18 protein-coding genes are annotated in these 17,997 nt (G+C 42.1%); 6 read left to right on the forward strand and 12 right to left on the reverse strand.

The window, feature by feature from the left end; all coding sequences use genetic code 11:
- The first annotated feature begins 86 nt into the window (after positions 1 to 86).
- Positions 87 to 1,817 carry an ATP-binding protein gene (locus tag FD725_RS11280; protein WP_179048222.1) on the forward strand — a complete coding sequence of 577 codons (1,731 nt, stop codon included), beginning with the start codon at positions 87 to 89 and terminating at the stop codon, positions 1,815 to 1,817.
- Positions 1,818 to 2,426: 609 nt separating this feature from the next.
- Positions 2,427 to 3,410 carry an RNA polymerase sigma factor, RpoD/SigA family gene (locus FD725_RS11285; protein WP_179048223.1) on the forward strand — a complete coding sequence of 328 codons (984 nt, stop codon included), beginning with the start codon at positions 2,427 to 2,429 and terminating at the stop codon, positions 3,408 to 3,410.
- A 167-nt stretch (positions 3,411 to 3,577) separates the two neighbouring features.
- On the opposite strand, the gene eis is transcribed toward FD725_RS11285, so the two are convergent.
- The gene (eis, locus tag FD725_RS11290) at positions 3,578 to 4,753 is read right to left on the reverse strand and encodes an enhanced intracellular survival protein Eis (protein ID WP_179048224.1); all 1,176 of its coding nucleotides are present in this window, start codon (positions 4,751 to 4,753) and stop codon (positions 3,578 to 3,580) included.
- A 79-nt stretch (positions 4,754 to 4,832) separates the two neighbouring features.
- On the opposite strand from eis, the gene FD725_RS11295 reads away from it, so the two are divergent.
- Positions 4,833 to 5,195, forward strand: a complete 363-nt coding sequence (locus FD725_RS11295; protein ID WP_179048225.1) for a hypothetical protein — start codon at positions 4,833 to 4,835, stop codon at positions 5,193 to 5,195.
- Positions 5,196 to 5,307: 112 nt separating this feature from the next.
- On the forward strand, positions 5,308 to 5,547 hold the full coding sequence (locus FD725_RS11300; protein WP_179048226.1) for a hypothetical protein: 240 nt from the start codon (positions 5,308 to 5,310) through the stop codon (positions 5,545 to 5,547).
- A gap of 126 nt (positions 5,548 to 5,673) precedes the next feature.
- Here the strand turns inward: FD725_RS11300 and FD725_RS11305 are convergent, their stop codons facing one another.
- The 10 genes from FD725_RS11305 to FD725_RS11350 all read right to left on the reverse strand — a co-directional run bounded on the left by FD725_RS11305 (position 5,674) and on the right by FD725_RS11350 (position 15,197).
- On the reverse strand, positions 5,674 to 6,036 hold the full coding sequence (locus FD725_RS11305; RefSeq protein WP_179048227.1) for a DUF5615 family PIN-like protein: 363 nt from the start codon (positions 6,034 to 6,036) through the stop codon (positions 5,674 to 5,676).
- On the reverse strand, positions 6,033 to 6,272 hold the full coding sequence (locus tag FD725_RS11310; protein ID WP_179048228.1) for a DUF433 domain-containing protein: 240 nt from the start codon (positions 6,270 to 6,272) through the stop codon (positions 6,033 to 6,035). The genes FD725_RS11305 and FD725_RS11310 overlap by 4 nt, the downstream gene beginning before the upstream one ends.
- A 41-nt stretch (positions 6,273 to 6,313) precedes the next feature.
- Positions 6,314 to 6,682 (reverse strand): pentapeptide repeat-containing protein, encoded by a 369-nt coding sequence (locus tag FD725_RS11315; protein ID WP_179048229.1) that lies wholly within the window; start codon positions 6,680 to 6,682, stop codon positions 6,314 to 6,316.
- The gene (locus FD725_RS11320; protein WP_179051506.1) at positions 6,672 to 6,986 is read right to left on the reverse strand and encodes a hypothetical protein; all 315 of its coding nucleotides are present in this window, start codon (positions 6,984 to 6,986) and stop codon (positions 6,672 to 6,674) included. Before FD725_RS11320 ends, FD725_RS11315 begins: the two co-directional genes overlap by 11 nt.
- A gap of 97 nt (positions 6,987 to 7,083) precedes the next feature.
- The gene (gene wecB, locus FD725_RS11325; RefSeq protein WP_179048230.1) at positions 7,084 to 8,190 is read right to left on the reverse strand and encodes a non-hydrolyzing UDP-N-acetylglucosamine 2-epimerase; all 1,107 of its coding nucleotides are present in this window, start codon (positions 8,188 to 8,190) and stop codon (positions 7,084 to 7,086) included.
- Positions 8,191 to 8,318: 128 nt separating this feature from the next.
- The gene (argC, locus tag FD725_RS11330) at positions 8,319 to 9,287 is read right to left on the reverse strand and encodes an N-acetyl-gamma-glutamyl-phosphate reductase (protein WP_179048231.1); all 969 of its coding nucleotides are present in this window, start codon (positions 9,285 to 9,287) and stop codon (positions 8,319 to 8,321) included.
- Between the two features lie 334 nt (positions 9,288 to 9,621).
- Positions 9,622 to 11,913, reverse strand: a complete 2,292-nt coding sequence (glgB, locus tag FD725_RS11335; RefSeq protein ID WP_179048232.1) for a 1,4-alpha-glucan branching enzyme — start codon at positions 11,911 to 11,913, stop codon at positions 9,622 to 9,624.
- 262 nt (positions 11,914 to 12,175) lie between these two features.
- Positions 12,176 to 12,514, reverse strand: coding sequence for a hypothetical protein (locus FD725_RS11340; RefSeq protein ID WP_179048233.1), 339 nt, complete (start codon positions 12,512 to 12,514; stop codon positions 12,176 to 12,178).
- A 400-nt stretch (positions 12,515 to 12,914) separates the two neighbouring features.
- Positions 12,915 to 13,118 carry a hypothetical protein gene (locus tag FD725_RS11345; protein ID WP_179048234.1) on the reverse strand — a complete coding sequence of 68 codons (204 nt, stop codon included), beginning with the start codon at positions 13,116 to 13,118 and terminating at the stop codon, positions 12,915 to 12,917.
- 435 nt (positions 13,119 to 13,553) lie between these two features.
- A complete protein-coding gene (locus tag FD725_RS11350; protein WP_256871890.1) occupies positions 13,554 to 15,197 on the reverse strand; it encodes a fibronectin type III domain-containing protein in 1,644 nt (547 codons plus the stop codon).
- Between the two features lie 405 nt (positions 15,198 to 15,602).
- On the opposite strand from FD725_RS11350, the gene FD725_RS11355 reads away from it, so the two are divergent.
- Positions 15,603 to 15,989 (forward strand): 6-pyruvoyl tetrahydropterin synthase family protein, encoded by a 387-nt coding sequence (locus tag FD725_RS11355; RefSeq protein WP_179048236.1) that lies wholly within the window; start codon positions 15,603 to 15,605, stop codon positions 15,987 to 15,989.
- Positions 15,990 to 16,483: 494 nt separating this feature from the next.
- On the forward strand, positions 16,484 to 16,702 hold the full coding sequence (locus FD725_RS11360; protein WP_179048237.1) for a hypothetical protein: 219 nt from the start codon (positions 16,484 to 16,486) through the stop codon (positions 16,700 to 16,702).
- A 64-nt stretch (positions 16,703 to 16,766) separates the two neighbouring features.
- Here FD725_RS11360 and ribD read toward each other — a convergent pair whose 3' ends face one another.
- Positions 16,767 to 17,963, reverse strand: coding sequence for a bifunctional diaminohydroxyphosphoribosylaminopyrimidine deaminase/5-amino-6-(5-phosphoribosylamino)uracil reductase RibD (ribD, locus tag FD725_RS11365; protein ID WP_179048238.1), 1,197 nt, complete (start codon positions 17,961 to 17,963; stop codon positions 16,767 to 16,769).
- Between the last annotated feature and the right edge of the window lie 34 nt (positions 17,964 to 17,997).

A 17,997-nucleotide genomic window follows, 5' to 3' on the forward strand; every position in this document is an offset into this window, starting at 1 on the left:
GTGCTGAGTGAGGGACAAGAAGAAAATCTGTTGACCAATGACTATTGACTATTGACTATTGACCATTGACCATTGACCATTGACCAATGACTAACCAACAACCATTAGGTTCAGTAATTGAAGGTTCTCTGACTGGGGGTTTACAGATACGGTTACACCCGGATATTTCTGTTGAGGATATGCGGGTGGGTAAGTTTTTGGTAGTCCAAGGGTTGCGATCGCGGTTTTTTTGTATGCTGACAGATGTAGCCTTGGGAACTGCTAATACGCGCATTGTGGCTAATCCCCCCAGTTGGGAGGACACTTTTTTACGGGAAGTTTTAGCTGGTAGCGGTACTTATGGAACTATCAACCTTGCGCCGATGTTGATGTTCACCCCTGAATCTAATGAGTCGGTTTCCTCTACAAACGGTAAATCTGCTAACCCTTTTGTGCCATCGTCTACGAGTTTGGCATCTTTTCAACCCCAAACTAGTACGACATTAGAATTGCTTCCTGTAAAAACCATTCCCAGCCATTTTAGCCAGGTCTATGAAGCCAGCGTTGAAGATTTTCGCCGAGTGTTTGGTTGGGAAGACGATATCCAACGGAAAAATTTTTCTATTGGTAAACCTTTGGATATGGATGTCCCCGTCTGTATCGATTTAAACCGTTTTGTAGAACGTAGTAATGGGGTATTTGGTAAATCTGGTACGGGTAAATCCTTCCTGACTCGTCTACTTTTAGCCGGTGTGATTCGCAAGAATGCAGCAGTAAGCTTGATTTTTGATATGCACTCTGAGTATGGTTGGGAAGCCGTAGCGGAAGGGAAGAACGTCAACACCGTTAAAGGACTCAAACAACTGTTTCCTGGGAGAGTTGAAGTCTACACCCTCGATCCCGAATCGACTAAGCGTCGTGGTGTGCGTGATTCCCAAGAACTCTATCTGAGTTATGAACAAATCGAAGTTGAAGATGTGAAGTTATGCAGTCGAGATTTAGGCTTATCAGAAGCAGCCTTAGATAATGCCAACATTTTATATAGTGAGTTCGGCAAATCCTGGATTGTCCAGTTGCTGAATATGACTAACGAAGAAATCGAAATGTTTTGTGACGAGAAACGGGGACACAAAGGTTCCATCATGGCATTGCAGCGTAAACTATTGCGCTTAGATGGCTTAAAATATATGCGGGCGGTTTGTCCCCAGAATTATATTAGTAAAATTTTACAATCCTTAGAAGCTGGGAAAAACGTAGTTGTCGAATTTGGTTCCCAGTCGAATATGCTCTCATATATGCTGGTTACTAACATGATTACCAGACGGATTCATGAGCATTACGTCAAAAAAGCCGATAAGTTTCTCCAAAGTAAAAATCCTAGCGATCGCCCCACGCCATTAATGATTACAATAGAAGAAGCCCATCGCTTCCTTGACCCTGCGATCGTTCAAAGTACTATCTTCGGCACAATTGCCCGCGAACTGCGTAAATATTTCGTCACACTTTTGGTAGTTGATCAACGACCTTCAGGCATAGACAACGAAGTTATGTCCCAAATTGGGACTCGGATTACCGCCTTACTCAATGATGACAAAGACATCGATGCCATCTTCACTGGGGTATCAGGCGCTGGTAGCTTAAAATCGGTCTTAGCCAAACTAGACTCCAAGCAACAAGCTTTAATTTTAGGTCACGCCGTCCCCATGCCTGTCGTAGTCAAAACCCGTCCCTACGATGCCACATTCTACGCCGAAATTGGCGATCCCGCCTGGGAAGAAAAACCAGACGCAGAAGTATTCGCTGCTGCTGAATTAGCCAAAGCCGATTTGGGATTCTAGAGAGAGTGATGAGTAATGAGTGCTGTTAGCGGAAGCGGGGCGTTTAGCCCGTGATGAGTACTGAGTATGAGAGTGGGGGACAAGGGGAGAAGACCAATGACTATTGACTAATGACCATTGACTAATGACTATTATGTAGTACCTTCTTGCTAAATCCAGTTCGGTTATCTCCCTACTTTTCAGCAACAGCATAGGGGGTTTTCGCGTCACCATAGATATAGTCACCGGTAAGGAACTGAAAACTTTTTATAAAAAACAGACATTTTTGCATTATAATTTTTATCCTTCTTAGGACTACTTTACTATCTGCCTGATTTGTCTTACTATAAGATTAAGTGGAACTCATACTGACTTCATATTAGACAGTTGCCATTAGGAACTGAAAATAAAGAAAGAATTCTGGAAAATTAACCACTGTGCTTGTAAGAGATTAAAAAATTTAGGGAGGGTAGGGGAACCTATCTCAAGCGAGTGCCTTCTGAAAAACGGATACCTGAAATTGATTAAGTTTGGCAGCACCTTGAGTTTTGTGATCAAGAGACTATCTTTCCTAGCTGGATTTAGTTATTCAAGATTGACTGTGTTTACGGAGTAGAGGACAACGCACCAATGCCTACTGTTAACACCCACACTGAAGACACAAACACCAAGTTCACGGCTGATATGGTGCGAACCTATCTGCGAGAAATTGGACGTGTACCCCTGCTCACCCGTGAGCAAGAGATTATTTACGGGAAGCAGGTGCAACACATGATGTCTCTCATAGACGCTAAAGAGGCTTTAGCGGAGAAATTGCAGCGCGAACCCAGCTTATTAGAATGGGCGGATCATGTTCACAAGTCTGAGACAGAAGTGAAGCAGACTGTGACTCAAGGTAAGCGAGCGAAGCAAAAGATGATTGAAGCGAACCTGCGCTTGGTAGTAGCTATTGCTAAAAAATATCAAAAGCGGAACATGGAGTTTCTGGATTTAATCCAAGAAGGAACTCTGGGTTTAGAAAGAGGTGTCGAGAAATTTGATCCGACAAGGGGCTATAAGTTCTCCACCTATGCTTACTGGTGGATTCGTCAAGCAATCACTAGAGCGATCGCCCAACAAGGCCGTACTATCCGCTTACCAATCCATATTACCGAGAAACTGAACAAAATCAAAAAAGTCCAACGCGAACTAGCTCAAACCTTGGGGCGATCTCCTTCACCTGCGGAAATTGCCAAAGAACTAGAGCTAGAACCTGCTCAGATTCGTGAGTATCTGAACATGGCGCGTCAACCAGTTTCTTTAGATGTGCGAGTTGGTGATAACCAAGACACCGAACTGCAAGAAATGCTGGAAGATGAAGGCCCATCACCAGAGTATTACACCACTCAGGAATTCTTACGTCAAGACCTCAACACCTTGTTGGCAGAACTCACACCCCAACAACGGGAAGTCTTAGCATTACGTTTCGGCTTAGAAGACGGTAACGAAATGTCTTTAGCAAAAGTCGGCGAACGCTTAAACCTGAGTCGTGAGCGTGTGCGTCAGTTAGAACATCAAGCGCTGGCTCATTTACGCCGCCGTCGCGCCAATGTTAAAGAGTACATCGCTAGCTAACTTCAGATAATTTTACTTACTATCAAGCCTCCTGACCCCAGTAGGCAATTTTTTTCAGTAAGTGACAAAATTTTGGCTTTTCTCTCTGTGTCTTTGTGTCTTTGTGGTTAAATAAAATACTTTTTTACCACAGAACCACAGAGGCACAAAGTTAAGATCCCTATTTTTCAAAAGAAATCAGCCATCCACGGCGATGTACCTGCAAAAATTTGCGTAGCTGCCACAAGTGAGGCTTCTGTCCCCACCAATTTTCCTGTCAGTTGTAACTGCTGGGGTGTAAATAAGCTGGTGTATAAAGGTGCTAATCCTCTGATGTCTAGCTGTAACTCTCCTTTGCCACCTTTAGTTACCTCACCTCGACCATTAGCAACTGATAAGATAAACTTTCCTTGATTGGCAGTTAATAAGTCATCTTGTACTGCTAAATGTAGTTCTGCTGTAACTCCTGGCGGATAACCCCGCGCTTCTAGGGCTTTAGATAGGTTGACTATGCGTAACATCCAACGATCTTGATTTTTAATTGTGGCTGTTTGCTCTGGTAGCAGCAATGTCAAAGCATCAATCACAGAACTCTTCCAGCGCACCTTGTCAATTTGGGAGCGATGATTGGCGATAAAATACCAAAAAGTCTGTACAGCCGCATCGGAAAGTAAAGCCCAATCTCGAATGCGTAAAATTGACCCATCCTTGGTTCGCTCTTGAGTGAAGATGATATAACCTTGGGATTGGTCTTTGTCGCCTATTAAGTAACTATATATTGTCTCTTTGTGATCTGGGTAAATTAATCCATGCCAAATTGCTGGATGTCGGTCTAAGTAGCCATGAGTCAAGGTTGCTTGTTTGTAATATAAATCTTGAAAGATGGGATTATCAGTAGCAACTACGGGCTGTATAGGTAAAGATTGTTCTCGCATCTGGATACTATCAGCAGCAATCTCCCAACTACAGTAACTACCTGCTTGTTCGTACCCAGCTTTTCTGTATAGGCGTTGCGTGGCAGGATATAAAACGGAAATGGGAATTTCTTGAGTATGGATATCTTTCAGGGTATGGTGAAGAAGAGCGATCGCAGCTCCATCACCACGATATTCTGGCGCAATACCCACCGCCGCAATTCCCGCCATAGACACACGCTTTCCCCCCCACCACTGCCCCATCGGTAATATTGCCAGTCCCCCAGCAACTTTTTGCTCTCGATAAATAGCACGAAAATTTTCTAAGCCAATACGTTTAGCATAAAATTTACTATCACCAGTTGGCATGATAAAACACTGTTCAAGGATATAACCTAAGTGCTGCATATCCTCTTGACTAACCCTGGTGTATGCAAATCGAGGTGTCATGAGTTCCACCATTAATACCACGAGTTACAATGATACTACATTATGCGTTTGTCCTATATGCCTATAAGGAGAACATATTATGAGTAGAGTGTATGAAATCTTAGCAAAAATTCAAGCCAAACCTGAGATGTATATTGGTCGTCCGTCTGTGAGCGATTTATTTATGTTTTTGGTTGGGTATGAATGTTCTCGAAGTGAATTGGAAATTGAAACCATGGAGAAGGAAGAAGATTTTTATGGAGAGTTTCAGCCTTGGTTACAGAAAAAATTAGGAATAACAACGGTAAGCTCTTGGTCGAAAATGATTATGCTTTACTGTCACGATGAAAGAGCTGGTTTTGAAAAGTTCTTTACTTTATTAGATGAGTTTAAACAACGAAATCAAGATTTAGATGAAAATGAAGCAATATCCATCGGGAGGGCAATACCAACCAAAACATAGATGTGGTTATCATTGTCCTACAATTAAGCTTTGAGTATACGTAATTTTTAAGCGCAAGCTCAGGCTATACCAAAAAAATTACATCGAACTCCTATATAAAAGCGAACAGAATATGATTATTAAAAAAGAAATTACTATCAAAGTTCCTTCTGAAGTAGCAGAAGCATACGATAACGCCACTGAAGAAGAACGGGAACAATTGCAACTAAAAATTGCTGCCATCATGCAGTCTCAATTTATCACTCACAGACAGGAAGCCATTGCACGCTTAAAAACCACAATGGATAAGGCCAGTCAAGAAGCAGAAGAACGAGGATTAACACCAGAAATCTTAGAAATCCTAGTAGGTTAGGTTGAGCGACAGCGAAACCCAACAAAGTCCTGATACTATATTTTTCCTGTCGAAGTGGTGAATTTTATTTAGAAGAATTAGATAATTTCTGAAAGAGACAGCAAGTTTCTTACTTTTTGCTTGCTCTTATATTGGCAATTGTCTTACTCGAAAATCGCGATCGCTGACAGAGATAATCGCACCTACTTTTAAATCTGGCTCAAACCGATTCAAAACTTCGGCTAAACGTTCATTGATGATTTCGTAACTTTCATTCCCCAATCTAAACAGAATTACGCTTGGTAATGTGGCTCTACTTACTGCTAATAAGTAACCAAAGTCCAAATCTACTGTTAATAAAATTCGCCCTTCAAACCGAGCTTTCACTAAAATTTCATCATCAGCTAATCTTTCTAGACTTTCATCAACCAAATGTACTGCATCATAACCAGCAGTCTTTAGCCAATTTACAGTACGTGGTGAGATGCCCATATCTGCTAAAAATTTCATCCAGCCTGCTCACCAACTATGAGAAAAACTTGTTCTCTTGCCAACCATGCTGCATACATTAATGATTGCTGAATATCTTCTGGTTCCAAATACGGATAATCTTCTACGATTTCAGCGACAGTTTTACCGTTGGCGACCAAATTCAAAATTAATGAAACGGGAACTCGCATTCCCCGAATACAAGCTTGTCCTGCCATAATGCGTGGGTCAAATGTAATGCGGTCGAAACCTAACATATATTTATTCTCCTTGCGTCTATAAGTTATAAAAGTAAGGATTAAAACTTCTGCATATTTTTACTCATGGGATCAAAGCCTCTAGAAAAACGGGTGGTTTCATCGTAATAAGCACCTGTTAAATCGGCTCCATATAATTTGGTAAAGTTCAGTTTAGCGCCTCGGAGATTGGCTTCATTTAGTTTCACACCACACAAATTCGCTCTAGTTAAATTTGCATTGGCTAGATTCGCTCGACTTAAATCAGCTCCCCAAAGTTTAGCTCTAGCTAGATTAGCACCACTCAAATCAGCTCCCCATAAATTTATTCCAGGTAAATTGGCTCCAATTAACTTGGCTTTGGTTAAATTTGCGGCAGGAAAATATCTTTCGCCATCTCTGTAACGCCGTTTGATGTTATCAGCATCCATGAGTTGTATTGACTTTTGTAAGTAAGCAAGACGTGATGTGTTCCCATTCTTGGTTGAGTTCTCCAGTAAATTCTGGCTGACTACTACGTTGATACCAGTAATGAGCGTTATTTAAATCACCTTCTTTACGGTGTAGGTAAGCGTGAACCCAAGCACTATCAACATCACCAGCATTCTGCACGATGTCATGGGCTTGGTTCCAGTCATCTTGTTTGTCGTACCACAATGCTTGCAGCGCTTTTGGTAGTGTTTGCGGACATAAGCGCTGTTTTGCCATCAACCGGAGGAATTCTGCTGTGTTCATCATCCCTACTCCACAAAGATGAAATCCCTATTTCCAAGATACCTTGTAGATTAGGGATGAGCGATCGCCTAATAGCAATTCGTAAAACAGCCGCTAATCACAAGTAATTTTGCACAATTTCCACAATGCGTTCGGCTGCATGACCATCACCGAAAGGATTGATGGCATTAGCCATTGCATTATAAGCGACTGGGTTACTCAGTAATTCACTCGCAGCTGTGACGATAGTTTCGCTGTTGGTTCCTACTAGTTTAGCTGTACCCGCACTTACTGCTTCTGGTCTTTCTGTAGTTTCTCTAAGAACTAGTACTGGTTTACCCAAGCTGGGTGCTTCTTCTTGCAAGCCACCAGAATCAGTTAACAAAAAATGCGATCGCCCAATCGCTCCTACCAACTCAGCATAATCTAGCGGTTCTGTCAAAAAAATTCTTGGATGATTTCCGAGTAATGCTTGTAAGGGTTCTCGGACTGTGGGATTGCGATGTAGGGGTAACAATAAGGCTGTATCGGGAAACTTATCTAATATTTGCAGAAATCCTTGAGCGATCGCCTGTAATGGTTCACCCCAATTTTCCCGGCGATGGACTGTTGCTAATAATACACGATATTCTTGCCAGTTTAAACCAGGAACCTGACAAGCCGGCTCGGTGGCGGCGACGTGTAATAGAGCATCAATCACAGTGTTACCAGTGAGGTGAATTCCTCCCAACACGCCAGAACGCTGTAAATTTTCCACGGCTAAAGTAGTTGGTGCAAAATGCAACTGAGTAATCTGGGAAATCAACCGCCGATTTGCTTCTTCTGGATAAGGATTGAATAAGTCATCGGTTCTTAATCCTGCTTCTACATGACCTACAGGAATTTTTTGGTAAAATGCTGCTAAGGTTGCTGCAAAGGCTGTGGTGGTGTCTCCTTGGACAATCACTAAATCCGGCTGACGTTCCCGGAACAATGCTTCTAAACCGCGTAAGCTCCGGCAGGTAATATCACTCAGAGACTGTTGAGGCTGCATAATCTCTAGGTCATAATCTGCCTTGAGGTTGAATAGCTGCATTACTTGTTCCACCATTTCCCGATGTTGTCCGGTGAGAATTACTTGCAGCTCAAAGTCTGGACATTTTTGAAAAGCCTGGATTACCGGAGCTAGTTTAATCGCTTCCGGGCGGGTTCCTAAGATAATGCAAACTCGTTTTTGATTAGTCATTAGTCATTAGTCATTAGTCATTAGTCATTAGTGATTTGTAAAACTCTTACCCAGTACCCAGTACCCAGTACCCAATACCCATTACCAGTTCTTAAATAGATAGCAACCTACATTAATAACTAATAACGTCATAATCCTAACTCTTCTGGAACACCGAGCATAATATTTAGGTTCTGGACTGCTGCGCCTGATGCACCTTTACCTAAATTGTCGAGACGGGCTACTAGTAATGCTTCTTGAGTATTGTCGTTGGCGAAGACGAAAACTTGCACGATATTGGTGTTATTTACAGCGATCGCATCTAAAAATGTTCCGTCTCGTAGTAAACTAGTATCTTGGTATGGGGCGACTTGGACAAATTTTTCCCCTTGGTAATAGTGGGCGATCGCTTGATGAATTTCTGCCCCTGATGGCGGATTGTCTAACGTCCACAGAGGTAAAGGCACTTGTACCACCATCCCCTGCTCAAAGTCACCCACTGCCGGCACGAACAATGGCGGCGATGTTAAGCCAGCGTGCTGTTGCATTTCTTTGACGTGTTTATGTCCAAACTGCAAACCATAAACACCATAAGGATAGGGTGAGGTTACACCTTTTTGCTGCTCATGCAGGCGATCGTACTTTTGAATTAAATTCTTACCACCACCAGAGTAACCAGACACCGCATTAATTGTCACAGGAAAATTGCTGGGAAGCAACCCTTGAGCTATTAAAGGACGAATACAAGCCAAAAAGCCTGTAGGATAACAACCAGGATTACTGACAAACTGAGCTTTAGCAATTTGCTCACGCTGTCCTGGATGCAATTCTGGAAAACCATAAACCCAACCCTGAGCCGTACGATAAGCCGTACTAGCGTCGAGGATTTTGACTTGAGTACTGTTAACTAAACTTACAGCTTCACGAGCCGCATCATCAGGTAAGCAGAGAATAGCCACATCAACAGAGTTGAGAATTTTTGCTCGTTCAGTTGCATCTTTGCGCTGAGATGCGGCAATACTGACTATCTCGATATCGTCTCTTTGATTGAGACGCGAGTAAATCTGTAAACCTGTAGTTCCCGACTCTCCGTCAATAAAAATCTTGGGTTTAGTCATGATGGCTGCGGCATTCTTACATTGAATTTTACCGTGTGATTGGTGATTGGTGATTGGTAGTCTGAAAAACTAATCAATCACAAGCAGTAGGATTTTAACGATTACCCAACCTCAATCTTTATCGTAAATCCGAGGGTTTAAGACCCCTATGTCTACAGGTAGAACATTTTCAGTAGAGGTTGAAATCGCCTACTGAAAATGTCTTTAATTTTGCGAAAAGTTGCGTGCGGAGAGAACTTGCGTGCAGGGGTTTCCCCCGTTGAGCAAAGTTCGGGGGGTTCCCACCGTTGAGCAAACTTTTCAAGACGAATTTTGAATTTTGAATTTTGAATTGTTAACCCAACACCTCAGCAGTCTTTTGCTTATCCAACTTAAACATCAACACACCTAAAGGTGGTAAGCATAAATCTAGTGAATAGGGACGATTGTGCATAGACCAATTATCTGTCCATTTACCGCCTAAGTTACCCATGTTGCTACCGCCATACTGACGAGCATCACTATTAAATAACTCAGTGTAAAATCCTGGTTCTGGTACACCAATTCGGTAGTGAGAATGGGGTTGTGGTGTAAAGTTACAAATCACAACCACAAAATTTTCTGAATCCTTATCACGACGAATGAAAGAGGCTACACTGTGACGATTGTCACTACAATCAATCCATTCAAACCCTTCTCTGGCAAAATCCAACGTGTACAAAGATGGTTCAGAACGGTAAAGTTGATTGAGTTCTTGGAAGAACTTTTTCAACTGTTGGTGTGGTTCATGCTGTAGTAATTGCCACTCTAAATCAGCCCAGACATTCCACTCACTCCACTGTCCAAACTCCATGCTCATAAACATGGTTTTCTTACCAGGGTGAGCAAACATATAGGCAAACAAACAACGCACATTGGCTAACTTTTGCCATCTATCTCCTGGCATTTTGCCGATGATATTGCTCTTACCATGTACAACTTCATCGTGAGATAACGCCAGCATGAAGTTTTCGCTGTGGTTGTACCACATACTGAAGGTGATATTATTCTGGTGGAATTGGCGGAACCAAGGGTCCATGCTGAAATAATCCAGCATATCGTGCATCCAACCCATATTCCACTTTAAGTTAAACCCTAAACCGCCTGTGTAGGTAGGCCAGGAGACCATTGGCCATGCTGTAGATTCTTCTGCAATGGAAACAACGCCGGGGAAATAGCTAAAAAGTAGATGATTTACTTGACGCAAGAAATCCGCAGCTTCTAGATTTTCTCGGCCACCATACTGGTTAAGTAACCATTCTCCTGGTTTACGACAATAGTCTAAATAGAGCATGGAAGCCACAGCATCGACACGAATCCCATCTATATGGTATTTATCAAACCAGAATAGGGCATTAGCAACTAAGAAGTTACGCACTTCATTGCGGTTATAGTTAAATACTAGAGTACCCCACTCTTTATGTTCACCCTTACGGGGATCTGCGTGTTCGTAGAGGTGAGTACCATCAAAGAAGGCTAAACCATGCCCATCTTTAGGGAAGTGACCAGGAACCCAATCGACAATTACACCTATGCCATGTTGATGACACTGGTCAACAAAATACATAAAATCTTCAGGTTTACCAAAGCGAGATGTAGGCGCGTAGTATCCGGTTACTTGATAACCCCAAGACCCATCAAAAGGATGCTCGGCAATGGGTAATAATTCTATGTGGGTGTAGCCTAATTCTTTAACGTAGGGAATGAGTCTGCTGGCTAATTCTCGATATGTCAGAAAACGTGCGCCGGGATTTAGTTCCGATGCAATTACCACAGGTTCCGTTTCCCCGTTAGGTAATTTAGCTGGTTCTGCACTAGAGGCGTGTAACCACGAACCCAGGTGAACTTCGTAAACTGAGATGGGTTGAGTCAGAGGATCTTGATGACGACGCTGCTCTAACCAATCCTTATCATTCCACTGATATGAATTTAAATCGGTGACAATAGATGCTGTTTTGGGACGGGGTTCCTGTTGAAAACCGTAGGGATCGGATTTTTCGTAAATATGCCCTTCAAAATTTTTGATTTCGTATTTATAATGCTCTCCTACCGTCAATTCAGGAATAAATAATTCCCAAATACCAGTAACTCCTTTACGCATTTGATGCTTGCGTCCATCCCATTGGTTAAAATTTCCCAAAATGGAAACGTTACGCGCATTCGGGGCCCAAACAGCAAAGTAAACACCTTCAACACCATCTACTTCGGTGAAATGCGCCCCTAATTTTTCATAAATCCGGTGATGATTCCCTTCAGAAAATAAATGCAGGTCAAAATCTGTAATCCGAGGAGAACGAAAAGCGTAAGGATCATAGGTGACACGCTCATGCTCTCCTTCTTTGATGCGTAACTGATAATTTGATAGTTCTGTCGTTTCAATAGTACATTCAAAAAAGTGGGGGTGATGTACCGCTTGCATTGAGTATTCTTGGCGCTGCTCGGGAAGGACTACCCACGCTGCACTAGCATTTGGTAAGTAGGCCCTTACTGCCCAGACAGTTTTACCATTCTGTTCTATGGGGTGAGAACCAAGAATTTCAAAAGGATCATGATGCTGATTCCAGACGATGCGGTTAACCTGTTCGGGAGCGATCGTTGTTATGGACATTAAACTACCTATGGATAATACTAGTTGACTAAATTGAGTTTTGTATATGTATATTCTTTACATTTATTTGCAATTTTGTCGCCACCGTTATCGTATCGCACAATGCGTCAGTAGGATCAGGGGAGTGAGGGAGTAGTGAGTGCTGTTAGCGGAAGCGGGGCGTTTAGCCCGTGCTGAGTGCTGAGTGGGGGAATGGGGGAGTGAATAATTTGACTAATGACCAATGACTATTGACTATTGACCATTGACCATTGACTAATTTTTACAAATTCAGGAAGGGGAACAACTGAAGTAAGACATTGCGGATGCGGATGAGGAAAATGGTTTGGCGCAATTTGGAGTCAATTGTGGGTGGCGGGCTAATTTTTAATTGTGCTTGTATTTGTGCGTATTCAGCCGCATTGAGGGGTTTGCCGTCTATGGGCGATCGCGCGTCTATAATAATTTCTGTTCGTAATATTTCTTCTGGAGTATCTTCTTGTGGTGGCAATGCTGTTACCATAGCTCCCCAGTAGCTACTTAGCCAGACCACAACACTACCACTGAGGCTGAGGAAAAACAATTTTACCCACTTCCTTGAGTATTTGATGAGATGCTCCATTGATAGATATTTTTAATCTGAATCAGGTTAAAGTCGTCAAATTTTTACAGTGGAGAGAAACGAATCAATCTGAAAGACTTGCGCCACATATTTAATTTTCTTATATTTCGGAGCGATCGCTTCACAAGCTATATGTGAAAAATCCACCCTCTAACATTTTCTTAATTTTTTATCCCCTACTACCCAATACCCAATACCCAATACCTACCTATAATTTTGGACACGTGGGTGCGGTATTAACCGTCATCACCAGTGTCCATTAAATACAGCCTTACGTAAAGTCTATTTTTGAGTACGCTCCAAGTCAGATTTAGACATTTTCAGCTACATGGGTGAGATGTTTTTCCGGCAATGCAGTGAAGATTGCTCACAAACCTTTCTTGGAAACGATATCAACTATCTAAGGGGTAGTAGTGGGGCTAGCGGTAGCCGCAGGGGTAGTAGCCGCAGGGGTAGTAGCCGCAGGGGTAGATCCAGTGTCAGTTGGTTCACCTGTAGCTGTAGGGCTAGGAGTGGTAGTAGTATCACCGCCACCACCTTCACAGGCTCCGAGAATAGTAGCCAGACTTAACATCAATGCCAAACCAAAGATTTTTGTTTTCATAACTCCTCTTTCACCAATTAGGGCAATAAAATTATTCGCCTGTTGAATACGATAACCTATTTGTTGCTTGTTTTCTAAACCCCACTGATTACATATTTAAAAGCAATACTTAAGGTCGAGTTGAGGGCTTTCTAAACAATAGATTATCCATCCAAGAGTGCTGTTAAGTAGTTAAACAAAATTAAATACACAATGTCATTGCGAATCAAGCAAAGCGGAATGAAGCAATCGCAAGGGCTGAGATTGCTTCGCTTCGCTCACAATGGCTGTAATTAATTTGGCGTGATTACTTAGTATTTAAAACATTTTTTAGTAAAAAATAGCACTGATTAATCTACGGTTTTTACACAACAAATCCTTTATTCTAGTGAAACATTCCTCTGTGTCTCTGTGCCTTTGTGGTTAAACAAGTTATTCTTGACCACAAATTTTTCTTCAATTCAAGGCAAATTCGTCAAATTTTATGACTTGAGAATCTGGTTTACGAGTATCAAACCGATAGCTGCTGACAATACCTGTAGCTGTATCAAAAATGCTAAAAACTGTGATATCATTGCTGGCGATATAAGGTAAGGATTGATTATCTTTACCCAACAAAGCATTTATGTTCGGTAACACGGGTTCCAAGCCATTGGGATCGCCAAGTGCAGTGTAATCTTCTTGATATCCAACAGGTACTTCTCGCTTTTTATTACCCCAAGCAGCACCATAAGAATTACCCACATTCGATGTTTCTAGGAAGTGCATTCTTTTGGGACTGACAAAGCGGTTCCATAGATGGGAATGTCCAAAAAAGACGAGTTGCGTTTTAGCTGCTTCGACTAAGGGTATGACATCACGAATAATGTAGTCTGCCTCTTTAGGGTATTCGTAACGCACTGCTGTAATTCGACCAGAGCGATCGCTCTCAATTATTTGTACTGGGTCGGTGTAGGCAGGTACAATGTTATCACCCAATGTATGGGGTGGATGATGGAACATGACTACTCTGTATTTTGCTTGTTGAAATTCTGGGCTATTGAGTTCCTGTGCTAACCAGTTGTACTGTTTACTTCCTTGAGCAATTGGTTCATAAATCAACTGTCCGTAACCCCAATTTTCAGGATGATCTAAATCTCGCACTGATTCTTGATATCTGCCTTTATATTGTCCATCTAATTTAGGCGATCGCCACATATTTGTCACATAAAGCACCACCAAGCGCACATCACCAAAACTCACCGCATAATATTTTTTCCCACCTGCTAAACTTTGGGGTAGAGTCAAAATTTCTTCGTAGGTGATGGTGTTGAAGGAATTATCGATTAAGGATTTACCACTATATAACTTTTGAGCAACAGCACGGGGAAAGGTATCATTAAATTCATCATCTAAATTTTTGGTCCTGGCAAACCTACCCATAACTTCGTGATTACCTATGCAGGTAAACATAGGTGCGTGTTGGATAATTTGCCCACCAGTGTAAGTAACTTTGACACCGTTGTGTTCCATTTGATAGTTAGCGCGTCCTTGCAAACCAGGAAAGAATGCACCCCCCCGATTATCATCAAACCATTCAGAGGCGCGATCGGGGACATTAACTAAATCACCAGCAAACCAAACTGCATCCACTCTACCAACTGTCTCTACCACTTTTTGCAGATTTGCCGCAGTCATCGGTTTGAGTTGATGATCTGAAGTTAGGAGAATTTTTAACGGTGTTCCTGGTTTTGGTGTAGATGCCAGGGTAAACATATCACTGCTGATAATTGTACCATCTTCTCGCACACTCCCAACCCGGTAGTTAACGCGCACACCAGGAGTTAAGCCTGTTACTGCTGCTTCATGTCGCCAAATGTCCCGTAGGACTGGTTGTTGATAAAGTTGTCCGTTTTGGGTTTGGTTTCCTACCCTAGAATTTTGGTCTTCTCTAGTGCGGCTGAGTTTAGTAGTGCTGGCATAGACAGTTTGTTGTAAATTCTCCCCATAAGTAACAGTATGTTTAGTCCCCGCAAACTCAGTGAACCAAACAACTCGCACTGAGTTTTCCGTCGGTAGCTGTAAAAATGGGTCAGTCAGCAGTTGGGGTACTGATGTCATACTTGTTTGCCCAAATGAACGCACACTTATTAGGGTAAGGCAAAGAGAAAACAGAATCACATATACAGGCAGTTTATTTCTCACAGCGATCGCCCTGAGCATAGCAGACTATAATCTAAATAATAGTAATATTTACTGTTGTTTTAAGTCACGAATTAAGTACCGACATTGACTAAATTCAAAGGCAATAGGCAATAGGTCAGAAGTTCATCGACTTGTACTGAGTTTTTTTAACAATCCAATACTAATCCTATATCTGCACAGTAGATCAGCAGAACAAGTTGCTTGATTTTTGATGTAGAAATAAAGAGCGATCGCCTGCAATGATAGGATAGGCGATCGCCCTCTATTTCATCTGTAATTAAGATAAGCTGACATAAGAATTAACTATAAGGTGATATGAAAATGCCTAAATGGAAAGTGGTAACAGAATTCTCGTTTAATAGCGCTCACTATATTAAAGATTACAACGGACCCTGTGGTCGGATGCACGGTCATAATTATCAAGTTAAGATTGAAGCGATATCTACACAACTACATTCTTCACAATATTGCCCTCATCCAGTTATGGTTGCTGATTTTAGAACATTACGCTGGGCAAAACAAGATGTAACAAAAGGCGGACTTGATCATGGTGTTTTGAATGAAGTTATGCCACCTGAGTATGAAACAACTGCGGAAATGATTGCTAAGTACATTTACGATGAAACTAAGAAAAAAGTTCCGCCGGATGTACAGTTAAAAGTTCATGTTTCGGAAACACCTAATAGTTGGGTGGAATACGAAGATTAATGGTGATTGGTGATTGGTAATGGGTAATTGGTAATGAGTGATTGATATTATCTATTACTTATTACTAGTTAACAAAATATTATATAAATTTTATTTTGGAAATATTTTTACTAATTAAAATAAAACTTTACACTAAAATCTATATAACTATAGAAAGCTTTTAACCCGCGTAGGCGGGTTTTGTCTGTGTAGCAGCGACTTCTAGTCGCCTAGTGCAGTACAAGTTGCCTACTACCTATTACCTGTTACCTGTTACCTATTACCTGTTACCTATTACCTGTTACCTGTCACCTATCACCTGTCACCTATTACCTAAAAAAGTTAAGCTTTGTGAACTGTTGACGATGGTGACTTCATGCTTAAACTTAATCAAGTTATAAATCCCAATATTAAGTTTTTAATAATAGTTGTCTCAGGTTGAGATGAATATCGTGATCTGCTGTTTTAATTGTGTAATCTGAAAACAGCAAAGCTAAAGATTATATTGAGGTCTGATGACTCCTAAAATTCTGCGTCAGCTTTGGTCTGTAGTTGAAAATTCCCAAACTAAGACCCTCTTGCAGATGGATGATGCTAGCTTGGTGCAATGGCTAGTACACCAAATCAAGACACAAGCATTTTTAGAACCGAATGAAACCGACTTTTTGATTGCTTATGTTCAATCTCGGATAACTTTGATACGTGATATGGCTTATGAGCGCCAATATTCTTAGTAACAAATCACCAAGACATTAGTCCATAGTCAATAGAGATCGCTATTGGCTATGGACTGGTTAATTAATGCTTTTGCGGCAAATAACCCTCCACCAAGCAATCAGAATCCACTACACGCCAACGGACACGTTCTAGAATTAAAGCTTCAGCCATAGTAGTCAAGCCTAAATCACCTACGGGTGTAGGTGCTAGATGACCACCGATAATTTTTGGGGCAATAAAGGCTAAAATTTTTTGTACTGTACCTTGAGCGATCGCACTAGCAGCTAAAGTCCCACCACATTCCCATAACACGCTACAAAAACCTCGCTCGTATAAATGAGCCATTGCCGTCTGTGGTGTGAGTGATGCTAATTCTACTATCTCTACACCTTTTTCTCGCAGAAAATCTGGGTTAGCCCCCACTTCTGTCAATACCAAGGTGGGGGCTACTGCTGTGTCCCACACATGAGCATCTGTCGGTAAATCGAGACGACGACTCATCACCACTCGTAAAGGATTGTGTATCCCGATTTGATGACTGGTCAAGTAAGGATTATCTAGACGTATTGTATTGCCACCGACAATTACGGCATCACAAGCCGCCCGCAGTTGATGAACTTCCCCACGCGCCGCTTGATTTGTAACCCAAGCACTGTGTCCAGAAGTACTGGCAATCTTACCATCTAAAGTCATAGCATATTTCAAAATGCCAAAAGGTTGCTTGTGAAGAATCCGGTGAACAAAAGCTTCATTCAGCTTTGCACAAGCTTCCACCTCTACCCCCACCAATACCTCTACTCCAGCCGCACGTAACCGCTTAATACCACCACCAGCTACCAGTGGATTAGGATCAACCATACCCACCACCACCTGAGCCACACCAGCCGCAATCAACCCTTCCGAACAAGGGGGAGTACGTCCGTAGTGATTGCATGGTTCCAGATTGACATAAACTGTAGCACCACGAGCTAGTTCTCCGGCTGCTCTCAGGGCAAAAACTTCGGCATGAGGCTCACCCGCACGGGGATGAAACCCTTCCCCAACAATTTTTCCATCTTTGACAACTACTGCCCCGACTAACGGATTTGGTGACGTGCGTCCCAAAGCTTGACGAGCTAATTCTAAACACCTTTGCATCATGGCTCGATCAAAGTCACTGCCTACGCGATGCGGCGCTGGCACAGCAGCATCCACTGCCGACGGCGCTAGGAGTTCATGTTCTGGAGTGTTGTTGGGTGGATATGCACCTGCTTGAGCAACCACTGGAAAGTTTTCCATAATTTTGGGCAATACTGTAAATATTCTGCACGCT

It is taken from the genome of Nostoc sp. TCL26-01 (genome assembly GCF_013393945.1).
In the GTDB taxonomy this organism is placed as follows: Bacteria; Cyanobacteriota; Cyanobacteriia; order Cyanobacteriales; family Nostocaceae; genus Trichormus.